Below are 16,164 nucleotides of genomic sequence, written 5' to 3'. Positions count from 1 at the left end.
GCCACCGAAGGCGGGCTGTAACCCCGGGCCATGAAACAATTGACCCATGGCTGAATCAACGCAGGGTACAGACACGCCCGCCACCGCCCCCATCAACGTCCCCGACAAGCCGGCCCTTGAAGGCCTCGAGGTTGCCCTGACGCAGCGCTGGCTTGAGGAGGGAACCTACAAGTTCAACCCGGACACCACCCGGGAGCAGGTCTACTCGATCGACACTCCCCCGCCTACGGCTTCGGGCTCCCTCCACGTAGGCCACATGTTCTCCTTCACCCAGACGGACGTGCAGGCCCGCTACATGCGCATGACCGGCAAGAATGTCTTCTACCCCATGGGTTGGGATGACAACGGCCTGCCCACGGAGCGCCGTGTCCAGAACTACTACGGTGTGCGTTGCGATCCCGCCATCCCGTACAACGCCGATTACCGCCCGCCTGCCCAGCCTGCGAAGAACCAGCGCGATTTCGACGTCGTTTCGCGCCAGAACTTCATCGAACTGTGCGAAGAACTTGCCGTTGAGGACGAGAAAGTCTTCGAAAACCTCTTCCAGACACTCGGCCTGTCCGTGGACTGGGACCTGACCTACCGCACCATCGATGACACCTCGCGCGCGGTGTCCCAGCGCGCCTTCCTGGCCAACCTTGCCGCCGGCGACGCCTACATGGCAGAGGCCCCAACGCTCTGGGACGTCACCTTCCGTACCGCCGTGGCCCAGGCGGAGCTTGAGGACCGCGAAGTCCCCGGCGCCTACTACCGCTACCCCTTCTTCACCGAAGACGGCGAAAAGATCTACATCGAGACCACCCGTCCCGAGCTGCTGGCTGCCTGCGCAGCCCTGGTGGCAAACCCCGACGACGACCGGTACCAGCCGCTGTTCGGCAAAACCGTGAAGTCTCCCCTGTTCGACGTCGAGCTTGAGGTCAAGGCCCACCCGCTGGCCAAGGCTGACAAGGGCTCCGGTATTGCCATGGTCTGTACCTTCGGCGACCTGACCGATGTCACCTGGTGGCGGGAACTGCAGTTGCCCACCCGCGCCATCATGGGACGCGACGGTCGCATCATCGCCGACACCCCGGAATGGATCACCACCGACGCCGGCAAGGAAGCCTACGCCGCGATCGCCGGCAAGACTGCCTTCTCGGCCAAGGAAGCTGTGGTTGAACTCCTGAAAGCAGCGGACCTGCTGGACGGCGAGCCCAAGAAAATCACCCACCCCGTGAACTTCTTCGAAAAGGGCGACAAGCCCCTTGAGGTGGTCACCTCACGCCAGTGGTACATCCGCAACGGCGGCCGGGATGAAGACCGGCGTGAGCGCCTGATCGGCCGCGGCCAGGAAATCGACTTCCACCCGGCCTTCATGCGGTCCCGCTATGAGAACTGGATTGCCGGCCTCAACGGCGATTGGCTCGTGTCCCGCCAGCGCTTCTTCGGCGTGCCGATCCCTGTCTGGTATCCGCTGGATGCCCAAGGGAATCCGGAATACGACAACCCGATTCTGCCCTCGGACGGGATGCTTCCGGTGGATCCCGCAGCAGATGCAGCTCCGGGCTTCGACGAATCACAGCGTGACCAGCCGAACGGCTTCACCGGGGACGCGGACGTCCTGGATACCTGGGCCACGTCCTCGCTCACCCCGCAGATCGTTGGTGGATGGAGCCGGGACGAAGAACTTTTCTCCAAGGTGTACCCCTTCGACCTCCGCCCCCAGGGCCACGACATCATCCGTACCTGGCTGTTCTCGTCCGTGGTCCGTGCCGACGCGTTGCAGAAGAGCGCGCCGTGGAAGCACGCCGCCATCTCCGGCTGGATCCTGGACCCGGACCGCAAGAAGATGTCCAAGTCCAAGGGCAACGTCGTGGTGCCCACCGATGTGTTGAACGAGTACGGATCGGACGCCGTCCGCTACTGGGCGGCATCGGCCAAGCTCGGCGCGGACACCGCGTACGAGATCGCCCAGATGAAGATCGGCCGCCGCCTGGCCATCAAGCTGCTGAACGCCTCCAAGTTCGTCCTGAACCTGGGCGCCACCGAGAACTCCGTGGTGACCTCGGATCTTTCAGTCCTGACCAACCCGCTGGACCGCGCGCTCCTGGCGCAGCTTTCCGACGTCGTGGCGCAGTCCACCAAGGCGTTCGACAACTACGACTACGCGCGTGCCCTCCAGATCACGGAATCGTTCTTCTGGCAGTTCACCGACGACTACGTCGAACTGATCAAGGACCGTGCCTACGGCGCAGCCGGCGAGTCCGAACAGGCGTCCGTCCTGGCCGCCCTCGCTACCACGCTCGACTCGCTGCTGCGGCTCTTCGCGCCGTTCTTGCCCTTCGCGACCGAAGAGGTGTGGAGCTGGTGGCGCACAGGTTCAGTCCACCGTGCAGCATGGCCCGCCGCCTTGGAAATTTCCGACGGCGACACCACCATGCTCGGGACTGTGGGCCTGGCCCTCAGCGGCATCCGCAAGGCCAAGTCCGAGGCCAAGGTCAAGCAACGGACCGAGGTTCTTTCAGCCTCGATCACGGCCAACGAGATGCTCATCGCGCAGCTGAAGGCTGGCTTGGGTGACCTGAAGGCTGCGGCCAACGCCCAGGAGATCAGCCTCCAGTCAGGCGAAGGCGACCTGACCGTCAGCGACGTTGTCCTGGCACAGCCGGAGGAGACGCCGGCTTCGTAGCCACGTCGTGGCCCGGAAGACCGGGCAAGTAGCCGGGCAAGTTTCCGGGCAAAGGGGAAGCCCCATCAGCGTTTTGCCGTTGGTGGGGCTTCGACTTTTCGGCTGTCCGGTGACGACTTGACAGTCTGGCGGACTCCTCGGAATTTCAGGTCTTCCTACCACGTCACTGGTAGCTTGCTTCCGGCTTTGCCAAAGGCTGCGTCGGTTGCATATCACTGAATCTTCGGTTTCCGTGTCCCTCTTCTTTCGAAGTGGGTAAATACAATTGTTGCCCTGCTCCCGGCGATCCACAAGGGCTCCGGAGTAACTACAAACCTGTAGTTTCCGGGATTTTTTGCTGCGGCTTGTGGCAGAGTAATGCCATGCCGGAACTGCCCGAAGTGCATGCCCTGTGCACCTACCTGGACACACAACTCCGCGGAGCCGAAGTGTCGCGCGTGCTCATTAACTCCATCTCCGCGCTCAAGACCGCCGATCCACCCTATACCGCATTGGAAGGCCGGGAAGTCAGCGGTGTCAGGCGCCATGGCAAGTTCGTTTGCATGGAGGCCGATGGGTTGTACTTCGTGTTCCATCTGGCCAAGGCGGGCTGGGTGCGGTACACCGAGCATCCCTCCGCAGCAGCACTGCGGATGGGCAAAAGCAACATTGCTGCGCGGTTGCTCCTGGAACGTGCCGCTGACGAAACGCACATCGGTATGGACCTCACCGAGGCCGGCACCAAGAAGAGCCTTGCCATCTACGTCGTCCGGGACCCCCATGATGTTCCGGGGATAGCCAGCCTGGGTCCGGAACCGCTCAGTCCGGACTTTGACCGCCAAGCCTTGGCAGAAATCGTCAAGTCCAGCCCGCACCAGATCAAGGGCCTGCTCAGGAGCCAAGGGGTAATTGCCGGCATCGGAAACGCGTACAGCGACGAAATCCTGCATGCGGCAAAAATCTCGCCTTTCGCCATAGCCAAGTCCTTGGACGAAGAAACAATCTCCCGGCTCTACGCTGCGATGCAGGAGGTCCTTGTCAGCGCCGTCACTGCTGCCGCGGGAAAGCCGTCAAGCGAGCTTAAAGACACCAAGCGGAGCAACTTCCGGGTCCATGCGCGGACCGGCCAGCCCTGCCCGGTGTGTGGGGACACAATAAGGGAGGTGTCCTTCGCGGACACCTCCCTGCAGTACTGCGCTACATGCCAAACGAACGGCAAGATCCTTGCGGACAGAAGGACATCGCGGTTCCTGAAGTAGCAGCCGGAGGGGCAGCCCGGCTCAGGGGCCGGATGTCCTCAGGAGCTAGTTGAATTCAGGGCTTTCGGTCCTGCTCCGCTTGAGTTCGAAGAAGTGCGGGTACCCGGCCAGCGCAACAGTGGCGTCCCAGATCTTGCCGGCATCTTCGCCACGGGGAATCCGGGTCAGCACCGGGCCGAAGAACGCAGTGCCGTTGAAGGCAACTACCGGCGTTCCGACGTCCTGCCCCACCAGGGATATGCCGGCCTCGTGGCTGGCACGCAACCGGGCATCGTATTCATCGGAATCGGCAAAGCGGGCCAGCTCTGCCGGAAGGCCCACCTCGGCCAGTGCCTTCCGGATCACGGATGGGCGGTCCTTGTTGCCCTCGTGATGGATTGCCTCACCCATGGCGTCGTAGAGCGGCTTGACGTACTCGCTGCCGTGAAGCTCCTGCGCGGCAATAATGACCCTTACCGGACCCCAGCTCTGGTCCATCAGTGCACGATACTCTTCCGGAAGCTCGCGCCCCTCGTTCAGGACGGACAAGCTCATCACGTGCCACTCGGTTTCGATGCCGCGCACCTGCTCCACTTCCCCGATCCAGCGCGATGTGATCCACGCGAAGGGGCAGGCGGGGTCGAACCAGAAGTCGGCTTTGTTGACTGTCTGTTCGGGCGTGGTCTGTTCAGGCACGGGAACTCCTAAGGACGTTGGAAAAGGGCACGCAAACGGTGTGGAACGGCGGACTCAACCGCTGTTTCCTGCAACCGGCGCTCAGGCGGACTTATTCCGCCGCTTGGCTACGACGTCGTGCGCAATCATGGTGGGCTGCGCCTTCTTGGCAACGACATCCGCCGTGATGACCACAGTGGCGATGTCGTCCCGGCTGGGGAGATCAAACATCACCGGCAGCAACACTTCTTCCATGATGGCCCGCAGGCCACGCGCCCCGGTACCGCGCTCCAAGGCCTGATCGGCAATGGCGTCCAGGGCGTCATCATCGAACTGAAGCTCCACGCCATCCAGCTGGAACATCTTCTGGTACTGCTTGACCAGGGCGTTCTTTGGCGTGGAAAGAATCTGGATCAAAGCCGGGCGGTCAAGGTTGGAGACGGTCGTGATGACAGGAAGCCGTCCAATGAATTCAGGAATCAGGCCGAACTTGAGGAGGTCCTCCGGCATGACTTCACCGTAGGTGTCCACGTTGTCCCGCACCTCATTGAGCTGGGCACCGAAGCCGATACCCTTTCGCCCGGACCGCGAACCAATGATGTCTTCCAGGCCCGCGAAAGCGCCCGCCACAATAAAGAGGACATTGGTGGTATCGATCTGGATGAATTCCTGATGCGGGTGCTTGCGCCCGCCCTGGGGTGGAACCGAGGCTACGGTTCCCTCGAGGATCTTCAGCAACGCCTGCTGTACGCCTTCGCCGGAAACATCGCGGGTGATCGAGGGATTCTCGCTCTTGCGTGAGATCTTGTCGATCTCATCAATGTAGATGATGCCCTGTTCGGCCTTCTTGACGTCGTAGTCGGCGGCCTGGATGAGTTTGAGGAGGATGTTCTCAACGTCCTCACCCACGTAGCCGGCCTCAGTCAAGGCCGTAGCGTCGGCAACGGCGAACGGAACGTTGAGTCGGCGAGCCAGTGTTTGCGCCAGGTAGGTCTTTCCGCAGCCGGTGGGGCCAATCAACAGGATGTTCGACTTGGCAATCTCCACATCCTCGTGATGGGCACTCTCGCCAAGGCTGCCCGGCTTGGGGGCGTGGCCTGCCTGGATACGCTTGTAATGGTTGTAGACCGCTACTGCCAAGGAACGCTTGGCAGGTTCCTGGCCAATGACGTACTCCTGCAGGAAATCGAAGATTTCACGCGGCTTGGGGAGTTCAAAGCTGCCCAGGTCCGAAACCTCGGCCAGCTCCTCCTCAATGATTTCGTTGCACAGTTCAATGCACTCGTCGCAGATGTACACGCCGGGTCCGGCAATCAGCTTCCGCACCTGCTTCTGGCTCTTTCCGCAAAAAGAACACTTCAGCAGATCCGTGCTCTCGCCAATCCGAGCCATGTGTGAATCCCTTCGTTGCATACGGGTGATGCGGCTCCGTGCCGTACTCAAGTGTGCGGCTTCGCCGCGGTTGGCACCACCGTGACTCTTTCCACTCTAGGTCACAATGGGCCGCTTGGGTGGAAACAGAACGCCGGTGCGGTCCATATTTCGCGAACCGCACCGGCGTCGATTTCCGTGTGCTACCTGGCGATTGCCTGTGGCTTGATCTTCCGGGAGTCAAGGACCTGGTCGATCAGTCCGTAGTTCCGGGCTTCTTCGGCAGTCAGGATCTTGTCGCGCTCGATGTCGTTGTTGACCTGTTCTGCGGTGCGGCCCGAGTGGTATGCCAGGGTCTCCTCAAGCCAGGTACGCATGCGCATGACTTCCGCGGCCTGGATTTCCAGGTCTGACGCCTGGCCGCCCTGGCCGCCCGAAAGGGCAGGCTGGTGGATCAGCACGCGGGCGTTCGGGAGTGCGAGGCGCTTGCCGGGGGTCCCGGCAGCCAACAGGACTGCTGCTGCGCTGGCAGCCTGGCCCAGGCACACCGTCTGGATCTCAGGACGGATGTACTGCATGGTGTCGTAAATGGCCGTCATCGCGGTGAACGAACCACCAGGCGAATTGATGTACAGCGTGATGTCGCGATCCGGATCCGTGGATTCCAGTACCAGCAACTGCGCCATGATGTCGTCCGCGGAGGCATCGTCAACCTGCACGCCGAGGAAGATGATGCGGTCCTCGAACAGCTTGGTGTACGGGTCCTGGCGCTTGAAGCCGTAGGGGGTGCGCTCTTCGAACTGGGGCAGGACGTAGCGGCTGGACGGGAGATTACCGGCAGACCATCCGAAGTTGTAGTTCATTGTTTTACTCCTGGGTTTCAGTGGTTCTTAGTGCCGGCTAGTTGTCGGAGCTCGACTGGTTGGCCGTTCCGCCGCCACCGGCCACAGAGCCGGCGTGCGCCGAGATCTTGTCGAAGAAGCCGTATTCCAGAGCCTCCGTGGCAGTGAACCACTTATCGCGGTCGTTGTCCTTGAGGATGGTCTCAACCGTCTGGCCGGTCTGCTCGGCGGTGAGCTCAGCCATGACCTTCTTCATGTGGAGGATCAGCTCGGCCTGGATCTTGATGTCCGAAGCCGTGCCGCCGATGCCACCGGAAGGCTGGTGCATGAGGATACGGGCGTTGGGGGTTGCATAGCGCTTGCCCTTGGTGCCCGAGGAAAGGAGGAACTGGCCCATTGATGCGGCAAGGCCCGTAGCGACCGTTACGACGTCATTGGGGATGAACTGCATGGTGTCGTAGATGGCCATGCCTGCGGTCACCGAACCACCGGGCGAGTTGATGTAAAGGTAGATATCCTTCTCCGGGTCTTCGGCGGACAGGAGGAGAAGCTGCGAGCAGATGGCATTGGCGTTCTCATCGCGGACCTCCGAGCCCAGCCAGATGATGCGCTCTTTCAGCAGGCGGTTGTAGATGTAGTTGTCCTGGGCCGCGGGATCGACAGTTGCCATCCGGGGAGCCTCTGATTGCTGTGACATAAGTACTTACCTCTCGCTGGTGCCAGTGACATCACTGATCTTCACTACATGGACACTAACCGTATTCACGGGCGATTTGTTCGCCGGAATCGCACTGTTCGCTGACGGCGCACGTTTGTACGCAGTGCCCCGGACGCCCTTAAAGCAAACCGGCCCCGGATCCATGGATCCGGGGCCGGCCTAAGCCTGGAACTAGAACTTCACTGCTGCGGGGTCGTCGCTGGCGACAGCGTCGGCTTCTTCCGCTGCGGCGGCCGGAGCTTCTTCGACCTCTTCGCCCGCGGGACGGACGAAGTCGGTGAGGTCAACCTTGTTGCCCTCGGAGTCCACAACCTCGGCCTGGCCAAGGACCACTGCGAGGGCCTTGCGACGGCGAACCTCGGAAACCATCATGGGGACCTGTCCGCTCTGGTCAATGATCTGCGCGAACTGGTTCGGGTCCATGCCGTACTGGCTTGCCGTGGTGACGATGTAGTCGATCAGCTCGTTCTGGCTGACATTGACTTCTTCCTTGTCGGCAATGGCGTCAAGGATGATCTCGTTCTGGAAAGCACGCTCGGTGTTGGCTTTGACCTCGGCGCGGTGCTCTTCGGTGTCGTGGTCGCCTTCGCCGTGGGAGTTCTCCGGGCTGAAGTGCGCTTCGATCTGCTCTTCCACAACCGAGGCAGGCACGGGAACCTCTACGAGTTCCACGAGCTTGTCCAGGACCTTGTCACGGGCTTCTACGCCTTGGCCAACAACCTTGGAGTCGGCAGCCTGCTTGGCGAGGTCCTCGCGGAGTTCGGCAAGGGTGTCGAACTCGGATGCCAGCTGGGCGAAGTCGTCGTTGGCCTCAGGAAGCTCGCGCTCCTTGACTGCCTTGACAACAACCTTCACCTGGGCAGCCTCGCCGGCGTGGTCGCCGCCAACGAGCGTGGTGTCGAAGATCGCTTCTTCGTCTGCGGACAGGCCGGTGACGGCTTCGTCCAGGCCCTCGAGCATGGTGCCCGCGCCAACCTGGTAGGACAGGCCGGTTGCGGAGTCGATCTCTTCTCCGTCAATGGTTGCGGTGATGTCGATGGTCAGGAAGTCATCGTTCTTCGCAGGACGCTCAACGGACTTCAGCGTGCCGAAGCGGCCGCGGAGTTCGTCAAGGGCCTTGTCCACGTCTTCGTCCGAAGATTCGGCGGCCGCGACCTCAACCTTGATGCCGGCGTAGTCGGGAAGCTCAATCTCGGGACGTACGTCTACCTCAACCTGGAACTTCAGCTCGCCGTCGGTTGCGGAGGGGTCCGGAACCTCGGTGATTTCAACCTCGGGACGGCTCAGGGGGCGGACGCCCGTCTCCTGGACAGCTGCCTGGTACCAGCCGTTGAGGCCGTCGTTGATCGCGGTCTCCAGAACGTACCCACGGCCGACACGCTGGTCGATGAGCTTGGAGGGAACCTTGCCCTTGCGGAATCCGGGGACCTGGATCTGCGAAGCCACGGTCTTGTACGCGGCATCGATGCTCGGCTTCAGTTCCTCAAAGGGAACCTCAACGTTGAGCTTGACCCGCGTGGCGGTGAGGTTCTCGACAGCGCTCTTCACAGTCTAAGTACTCCTGGATTGATGGGTATGGGGTTCTGTCGCACCCGGAAGCGGGCACAAAACACAGAGTCGGGGTGACAGGATTTGAACCTGCGACTTCCTGCTCCCAAAGCAGGCGCTCTAGCCAAGCTGAGCTACACCCCGAACGCACAGGACAGTCTACGGGCAAGCGGGCCAGGAATGCACATTTGACACCGCCGCCGGAATTAGGTTTAGTTGTACCCGGCTTGAACAGCCACCGGGAAGATGTCCTGAACAGGAGATCCTTTCGGGGACGTAGCTTAATGGTAAAGCCTCAGTCTTCCAAACTGATTACGCGGGTTCGATTCCCGTCGTCCCCTCCATGGGAAGGGCCCCGATCCACACGGATCGGGGCCCTTTTTTCGTACTTCCGGCGTTCAGTTCACACTTGGCAGCCCGGACACCAATAGAGCTTTCGCGCCCCGATCTCGGCCATGCCCACCTCCGTTCCGCAGGCACGGCAGGGCAAACCCTGCCGCTTATAGACAAAGTGGGCCTCGGCGTCGGACGCCTTTCCCGCCCCGGAAGTCCAAAGGGCAGGCGGGGTGGTAACGATTTTGCCGTCCCGGACACCGTCCGACATCGTTGCCACGGCATCGTCCCACAAGCGGCCTGCCGTTTCGGCGTCCAAGGCGCTTCCGGGCGTCCAGGGGTCCACAGCCTGCCGGAAGAGGACTTCCGCCCGGTAGATGTTTCCCACTCCGGCCAGCACCGTTTGATCCATCATGAGGAGCGCGACGGCGGTTTTCCGCTTCCGCAGCCGGCGGATGAACTCTTCACGGTCGCCGGGCCGGTTCCGCAAGGGATCGGGGCCCAGCCTCCCGAGGACGGCAGCTGCTTCATCCAACGTAATGGCGGCGCAGGTCGTGGCACCGCGGAGATCTGCCCAGCCATGGTCGGACACAAGCCTGACCCGGACCGCGCCCACAGGCTCCGGTGGCCCGTTGTACTCCGGTTCTGCTTCTGAAGAACCGGATTCCCTTTCCCCGATCCTGCGGGGCGCCCCGATGCTTGAAGCTCCGGCAAAGGTCTTGTCTCCGCCGAAGCTCCAGGCACCGTACAGCCCCAAATGCACATGCAGGAAGAGGTCGTGGTCGAACTTCAGCAGTAATTGCTTGCCGTGCGCCACCGCCTCCATCAGAAGGTGACCGTCCAAGCGCGCAGCGCCCTCGCTGAACCGCCCCTGTGGACTGCTGACCTTCAGGCGGCGCCCGGCGAACACGTCCTGGAACTGGCGGGCCAGCCTGTGGATGGAATGGCCTTCAGGCACTACTCGACGATCTCGCCGGTGGTTTCGTAGACCGCGATCTTGCCGATGCGGCGCACATGGCGTTCGTCGTTGCTGAACGGTTCCTGCAGGAAGGCCTCGATGAGTTCGGTGGCTTCTTCGACGCTGTGCTGGCGGCCGCCCACGGCAATGACGTTGGCGTCGTTGTGTTCCCGTGCCAGCTTTGCCGTGGAGAGGTTCCACGCCAGGGCAGCACGCACGCCCTTGACCTTGTTGGCAGCGATTTGCTCGCCGTTGCCGGAACCCCCCAGCACGATCCCCAGGGCATGGACACCGGCCTTCTGGTCCGCGACGACGGCCACGCCTGCGTTGATGCAGAACGAGGGGTAGTCATCCAGTGCGTCGTATTCCTTGGGGCCGTGGTCCACAACTTCGTATCCCTTGGCGGTGAGGTGGCTGACCAAGTGGGCGCTGAGCTCCATGCCGGCGTGGTCCGTTGCGATATGGACGCGGGGAGTTGTCACTGATAGTCCGTTCTTCGTTGGCGCGGCGGCATAGAGCTGGCCGGGCCGTGGCGTGTGGGATGCGCTACCAGATTACCGTGGTCCCGATTGTTGGGACTGCCCGTCCTGGCGGGCCCGCTCGGCCGCGCGGTTGAGGATACCGGCCAAGGTGTCGGCGGCCGCGGCTGATCCGGCGCTTAGTGCCACGCGGCGCCCGTTGAGTCGACGGACGACGACGGCGGGGCCGCTGCTGACCAGCATCGCCGTAGCGTCCTCATGGTGCCGCCATCCCCAGCCGCCGTAGTCTGCTGCCTTGACGTTGGCGGGAGACGCTGCGGCGATATCGACGGCGGGAACGCTCAGCACCGGGACCAGTCCCCCGGCGAACACCTGGAGACCGCCCCTGTCCGCGCGGACACGGGCAAAAAGGAAACCGGCGGCAACCAGTGCCGCTGCCGCCACCAAGGCACCCAGCCACGGAACCACCACGGCGATGAGGGCCGCCGGAAAGAGCGCCGAAACGATGATCATGATGAAGACGGAGCTCCGGGCATGCACCCACATCCGGAGGGTGTCCCGGGCGAGGTCCGGATCGGCTGCAAGCCGCCGCTCGGCCTCGAGGGCCTGGTCATCCTCGGGCGTCCAGCGCGGATCCGGCTTGAACGCAAACATCATCACGACTCCCAGCGACAACGCGGCTCCGCTGCCCATGGCCAGCACGATCGGATCCACGTGTGACAGCCGTGCCTCGCCGATCCCTGACTGCCCCACCAGCCCGGCAGCAGCGACGGTGGTGATAAAAAGGCTCAACATCAGTCCCAGCCCCATCATGACCCGGCGCATGATGACGGGCCTGGAGATCGGCACGGCCTGGAGGAATGCGATCCAGCCAAGCAGCGTTATCAGCACGGCGCTGCCTGCCACGTAGGCGCCGAAGGGCGCAAAGGAGGTTCCGCCGTCGGCATTCCACATGACCGCTACGGGGTCCGGAAGGGTGTTGCGCAACATCTGGGCGCACACGGCGAACCCCGCCGCCAGCAGCAGCGGAAAGGCGAGCGCAAACCGAAGAGCCCGGGTGTCGAGAGTGTCGCGGAACGATCCCATGATCCAAAGCTACTCCGAAGCAGCGACACTGCAGGAGTACGTCCTTGCCAACCGGACACAGAGTGAAAGAATGGCTTCACACCAGCGACCGGGCACCGACCCGGCCGGCCATCCCAATCTTCTTGGAGGCACACTTGCCAGGCCTTAACCTGACGCGCTCAGAAGCAGCGCAGCGTGCGGAAATCCTCACCGTCGAGTCGTACGATGTCACCTTGGATTTGACCAAGGGGCCAACCGTTTTTGGTTCCACCACCGTGGTCCGGTTCTCCGCCCAGCCTGGTGCCTCGACCTTCATCGATGCCATCACCGAAACCGTCCACAGCATTACGCTGAACGGCACGGAACTGGACCCCGACGAGCTTTCCGATGGCGTGCGGATCCAACTTCCCGGTCTCGCCGCCGACAACGAACTGACGGTGGTGGCCGATGCCCCGTACATGAACACCGGCGAGGGGCTTCACAGGTTCGTCGATCCCGTGGACGGAGAGGTCTACCTCTATACGCAGTTCGAGGTGCCGGACTCCCGCCGCATGTTCGCGGTCTTCGAACAGCCGGACCTCAAGGCCAGCTTCACCTTCACCGTCACGGCCCCCTCACACTGGGACGTAGTGTCCAATTCGCCCACCCCCACCCCTGAACCGGTTGAGGCGGGCCCGGATGGCTCTGCACGTTCCGTGTGGAGGTTCGCAGCGACTCCCCGGCTGTCCTCCTACGTCACCGCCCTGATCGCGGGCCCGTACCAGTCGGTCCGCTCCGAGGTTTCGAGCGCCGACGGGAGGGTCATCCCCCTGGGGGTCTTCGCCAGGAAATCCCTCATGCAATACCTGGACGCGGACAACATTTTCGAATTGACCCGGCAGGGCTTTGAGTTCTTCGAAGCGCAGTTCGGCTGCCCCTACCCATTCGAAAAGTACGATCAACTGTTCGTGCCGGAATTCAATGCCGGAGCCATGGAGAACGCCGGAGCCGTGACCATCCTGGAGGGCTACGTGTTCCGCGGCAAAGTCACCGGCGCGCAGGTTGAGCGCCGGGCCATCACCGTGCTTCACGAATTGGCGCACATGTGGTTCGGCGACCTCGTGACCATGCGGTGGTGGAACGACCTTTGGCTCAATGAGTCGTTCGCTGAATACATGTCCCACCTCGCAGCCGTGGAAAACACCGCCTTCGACAGCGCCTGGACCACCTTCGCTTCCGTGGAAAAGTCCTGGGCATACCGCCAGGACCAGCTGCCCACCACGCACCCGATTTTCGCGGAGATCAACAGCCTGCAGGACGTCGAGGTGAACTTCGACGGAATCACCTACGCCAAGGGCGCCTCCGTGCTGCGCCAGCTGGTGGCTTGGGTGGGACCCGAAGAATTCATGGCCGGGGTGCGGTCCTACTTTTCAAAACATGCCTGGTCCAACACGGAACTGTCCGACCTCATGGTGGAACTCGAAGCGGCCAGCGGACGCGATCTGGACCAGTGGGGCAAGTTGTGGCTCGAGACGGCGGGCGTGAACACCTTGGCCCCGGAACTCGCGGTGGATGCCGACGGAGCCATCAAGGACTTCGCCATTATCCAGACAGCCGTCGAAGAGCAGCCGACACTGCGTCCGCACCGCCTGGCCGTTGGTTTCTACGACCTCAAAGACGGCAAGCTGGAACGCGTCCACCGTGAGGAACTCGATGTCGATGGCCCCAGGACTCAGGTGCCCGCCTTGGCGGGGTACCCGAGGCCCGATCTCATCCTGCTCAACGATGACGATCTCGCCTACGCCAAGGTCCGGCTTGACCCGCAGTCCCTCGCCACGGCCAAGGCGCACTTGAAGGACTTCGCCGCGAGCCTTCCGCGGACGCTGGTTTGGGGCTCGGCCTGGGACGCCGCCCGGGACGGCGAAACGCCGGCCCGTGGTTATGCGGACCTGATCCTGGCAAACATCGCCCACGAATCGGATTCCTCCGTCATCCTGGTCCAGTTGCGGCAACTCGCCACGACCCTGACTTACTATGTCGCTGCGGAGCACAAGCAGGAGACTGCGATCGCAGCGGCAGACAAGCTCTGGGAACTGGCTTCCACGGTAGAGCCGGGCTCGGACGCCCAATTGCAGTTCATCAAGTCCTACGCCCAGATCTCCCGCAGCGAAGCGCAACTGGACCGCATACAGTCCCTTCTCGACGGAGCAAGCACGTTGGAAGGGCTGACGATCGACCAGGACATGCGGTGGGAACTGCTGACCGCCCTGGTGGTTGGCGGAAGGCAGGGCCAGGAACGAATCGACGAGGAACTCGAACGCGACAACACCTCAAACGGCCAAAACGCCGCTGCCCAGGCCAAGGCAGCCATCCCCACGGCAGAGGCAAAGGAAGCCGCTTGGGAAGCAATCGTGGTGAAGGGTGAACTGTCCAATGCACTCCAGGCATCGGCAGTAGCCGGCTTCATGCGCCTACCGGACACAGCCCTGCTGGAACCTTTTGCGGAACGCTACTTCGAAGCGGTCCCCCGTATCGTCGAAGAGCGGACCCATGCCTTGGCACAGCAGATCGTTGTTGGCCTCTACCCGGCGCAGCTCACCACGCAGGCAACTGTTGACCGGACTGATGCCTTCCTTGCCGCCCTGCCCGAGGACAGCGCCGCATTGCGGCGCATGATGCTGGAAAACCGCGACGCCGTTGCGCGTGCCCTGCGCGCACGGGCTGCCGACGCCTGATCACCAGTTGTCCCGTGCGGACAGTCGAACGCCCATGGCTAGACTGTCCGCATGGGCCTCAACGAACACCACTACGCTCTGACCGTCAGATGGACCGGAAACCTCGGCGAGGGAACGTCCACCTACCGGGGCTATTCACGGGACCACGATATTGAGATTCCCGGGCTGCCCACACTCCACGGATCATCAGACCCGACCTTCCATGGTGACCGGACCCGCTACAACCCTGAACAGTTGCTGCTCAGCGCGCTGTCCCAGTGCCATATGTTGTCCTTCCTCCACGTAGCCGTCAAACATGGCGTCGTTGTCACCGCGTACGAGGACAACGCCGAAGGCCTCATGAAGCTCAACCGCGACGGAAGCGGACAATTCGAATCCGTGACGCTGAAACCCCACGTCACCATCGAAGAACCCGCACACGAGGAGCTCATGGGGCAGCTCCACCATGAAGCAAACCAGGTGTGCTTCATTGCCCGGAGCGTCAATTTCCCCGTACTGCACGAGCCAACGACGACGGCGAAAGCGGCCTAGGCACCCGCTGCCCGCCAAAGTGCCACGAGCCTGCGTTCGGTATCGCGGCCGAGCCCGGCTTTCCGCTCCCTGGCCAGGCCCCTTGCCCGCTCATCTTCGAGAGTGTCGCTTAGCGTCTCCATCCAGGGCCTGAGGATCATTCCATGAGCGAGGGCTGCCTTTTTGCTCCGGGACTGGAATCCCTCATGACCAGGGGGAAGCCACAGCGGGAGCGAGTCCGGACCGGCCCAGTAGCCCACGCCCTGTTCGACGAGCCACAGCTCCGGTACGGTCAGTGGTTTGCCTGTTGCCCCCGCAACGTGTTGCGAACCCGCCAGGTAGTCCGCAAAGGGAACCACGTTTCCCAGGGCATTGAATGTCCCCGTCAGGTTCTGTTCCGCGGCCTGGAGGATCCATCCCGCCAGATCCCTGACGTCGATCACTTGCGTTGCGGCGCCGGGCGTGTCCGGCACCAGGACAGGTTCCGTGTTTGCCGCGAACCTGGCGGGCCAGTACCCGTAACGGTCGGATGCATCACCGGGGCCACCGATCAAGCCGGCACGGACAATGTGCGCCTTCTCCCCCACCATTTCGAGTGTCATCCGCTCAATCGCGGACTTCGATTCGCCGTACGTTTCAGGCGTCCCGCTCCGGCCCTCCGGCAGCGGCTCGAGGACTGCGGCGTCTTCGGCCGCACCGGGAACGGAATGGTCGGCGTACACCGAGCAACTCGACACGAAGGTCCAATGCGAAGACCTCGAACCCAGGACCTCCAACGCAGCCTTCGCCTGCACGGGATCGCGGGAAACGTCCACCACCTCGTCCCAGTGCCCATCGAGCTGCCCAAGGGCCGCGGCGCCTGCCGCGCGGTCGGCCCGGACCCATGTGACGCCGTCGGGCGCTGCTACGGAAGTGCCGCGTGCCAGGCAGGTGACATCGTGCCCTGCGGCCACCGACTGCCGGGCTATCGCCGCGGACAGGAAGGCCGTACCGCCCAAAACGAGGATGCGCATGCGGCCACGCTACGGCGCTAGGGTTAAGAGTGGACAGAGTGTTCCGCGCCAGG

At 62.7% G+C, this 16,164-nt stretch carries 13 protein-coding genes and 2 tRNA genes; 5 read left to right on the top strand and 10 right to left on the bottom strand.

The genetic code is table 11. The annotated features are described in order from the left end of the window. Window positions 1-46: 46 nt before the first annotated feature. Window positions 47-2,668: a valine--tRNA ligase gene (gene valS / locus ACIPY2_RS03280; protein ID WP_400264926.1), complete on the top strand. Its 2,622-nt coding sequence runs from the start codon at window positions 47-49 to the stop codon at window positions 2,666-2,668. A 362-nt stretch (window positions 2,669-3,030) separates the two neighbouring features. Beyond that, the gene (locus ACIPY2_RS03275) at window positions 3,031-3,906 is read left to right on the top strand and encodes an Fpg/Nei family DNA glycosylase (protein WP_400264925.1); all 876 of its coding nucleotides are present in this window, start codon (window positions 3,031-3,033) and stop codon (window positions 3,904-3,906) included. 45 nt (window positions 3,907-3,951) lie between these two features. Here the strand turns inward: ACIPY2_RS03275 and ACIPY2_RS03270 are convergent, their stop codons facing one another. The 6 genes from ACIPY2_RS03270 to ACIPY2_RS03245 form a co-directional block, all read right to left on the bottom strand. After that, window positions 3,952-4,581: a DsbA family protein gene (locus ACIPY2_RS03270; protein WP_400264924.1), complete on the bottom strand. Its 630-nt coding sequence runs from the start codon at window positions 4,579-4,581 to the stop codon at window positions 3,952-3,954. Between the two features lie 81 nt (window positions 4,582-4,662). Continuing rightward, a complete protein-coding gene (gene clpX / locus ACIPY2_RS03265; RefSeq protein ID WP_400264923.1) occupies window positions 4,663-5,952 on the bottom strand; it encodes an ATP-dependent Clp protease ATP-binding subunit ClpX in 1,290 nt (429 codons plus the stop codon). 182 nt (window positions 5,953-6,134) lie between these two features. After that, window positions 6,135-6,794: an ATP-dependent Clp protease proteolytic subunit gene (locus ACIPY2_RS03260; RefSeq protein ID WP_400264922.1), complete on the bottom strand. Its 660-nt coding sequence runs from the start codon at window positions 6,792-6,794 to the stop codon at window positions 6,135-6,137. A gap of 37 nt (window positions 6,795-6,831) precedes the next feature. Next, on the bottom strand, window positions 6,832-7,443 hold the full coding sequence (locus ACIPY2_RS03255; protein ID WP_400265105.1) for an ATP-dependent Clp protease proteolytic subunit: 612 nt from the start codon (window positions 7,441-7,443) through the stop codon (window positions 6,832-6,834). Window positions 7,444-7,662: 219 nt separating this feature from the next. After that, window positions 7,663-9,039, bottom strand: coding sequence for a trigger factor (gene tig / locus ACIPY2_RS03250; protein ID WP_400264921.1), 1,377 nt, complete (start codon window positions 9,037-9,039; stop codon window positions 7,663-7,665). Between the two features lie 69 nt (window positions 9,040-9,108). Continuing rightward, window positions 9,109-9,183 (bottom strand) — tRNA-Pro (locus tag ACIPY2_RS03245). A gap of 126 nt (window positions 9,184-9,309) precedes the next feature. Between ACIPY2_RS03245 and ACIPY2_RS03240 the strand changes: the two genes are divergently transcribed. Continuing rightward, window positions 9,310-9,383, top strand: a tRNA-Gly gene (locus ACIPY2_RS03240). Between the two features lie 59 nt (window positions 9,384-9,442). Here ACIPY2_RS03240 and ACIPY2_RS03235 read toward each other — a convergent pair. From ACIPY2_RS03235 to ACIPY2_RS03225, 3 genes are all read right to left on the bottom strand, one after another. After that, complete coding sequence (locus ACIPY2_RS03235; protein ID WP_400264920.1) at window positions 9,443-10,330, bottom strand: Fpg/Nei family DNA glycosylase; 888 nt, start codon at window positions 10,328-10,330, stop codon at window positions 9,443-9,445. Further along, on the bottom strand, window positions 10,330-10,812 hold the full coding sequence (locus tag ACIPY2_RS03230; protein ID WP_400264919.1) for a ribose-5-phosphate isomerase: 483 nt from the start codon (window positions 10,810-10,812) through the stop codon (window positions 10,330-10,332). The genes ACIPY2_RS03235 and ACIPY2_RS03230 overlap by 1 nt, the downstream gene beginning before the upstream one ends. A 72-nt stretch (window positions 10,813-10,884) precedes the next feature. After that, window positions 10,885-11,895, bottom strand: coding sequence for a hypothetical protein (locus ACIPY2_RS03225; RefSeq protein ID WP_400264918.1), 1,011 nt, complete (start codon window positions 11,893-11,895; stop codon window positions 10,885-10,887). Between the two features lie 134 nt (window positions 11,896-12,029). Between ACIPY2_RS03225 and pepN the strand changes: the two genes are divergently transcribed. Both pepN and ACIPY2_RS03215 read left to right on the top strand, forming a co-directional pair. Continuing rightward, window positions 12,030-14,588 (top strand): aminopeptidase N, encoded by a 2,559-nt coding sequence (gene pepN / locus ACIPY2_RS03220; protein ID WP_400264917.1) that lies wholly within the window; start codon window positions 12,030-12,032, stop codon window positions 14,586-14,588. Window positions 14,589-14,639: 51 nt separating this feature from the next. Beyond that, a complete protein-coding gene (locus tag ACIPY2_RS03215) occupies window positions 14,640-15,119 on the top strand; it encodes an OsmC family protein (protein WP_400264916.1) in 480 nt (159 codons plus the stop codon). Here the strand turns inward: ACIPY2_RS03215 and ACIPY2_RS03210 are convergent. After that, entirely contained in the window at window positions 15,116-16,111 is a 996-nt protein-coding gene (locus ACIPY2_RS03210) for an NAD-dependent epimerase/dehydratase family protein (RefSeq protein ID WP_400264915.1), read from the bottom strand. The two genes, ACIPY2_RS03215 and ACIPY2_RS03210, sit on opposite strands and share 4 nt — an antisense overlap. Window positions 16,112-16,164: the final 53 nt, after the last annotated feature.

It is taken from the genome of Paenarthrobacter sp. NPDC089675 (genome assembly GCF_044749185.1).
In the GTDB taxonomy this organism is placed as follows: Bacteria; Actinomycetota; Actinomycetes; order Actinomycetales; family Micrococcaceae; genus Arthrobacter.
This window is presented reverse-complemented; position numbering and strand designations above follow the sequence as displayed.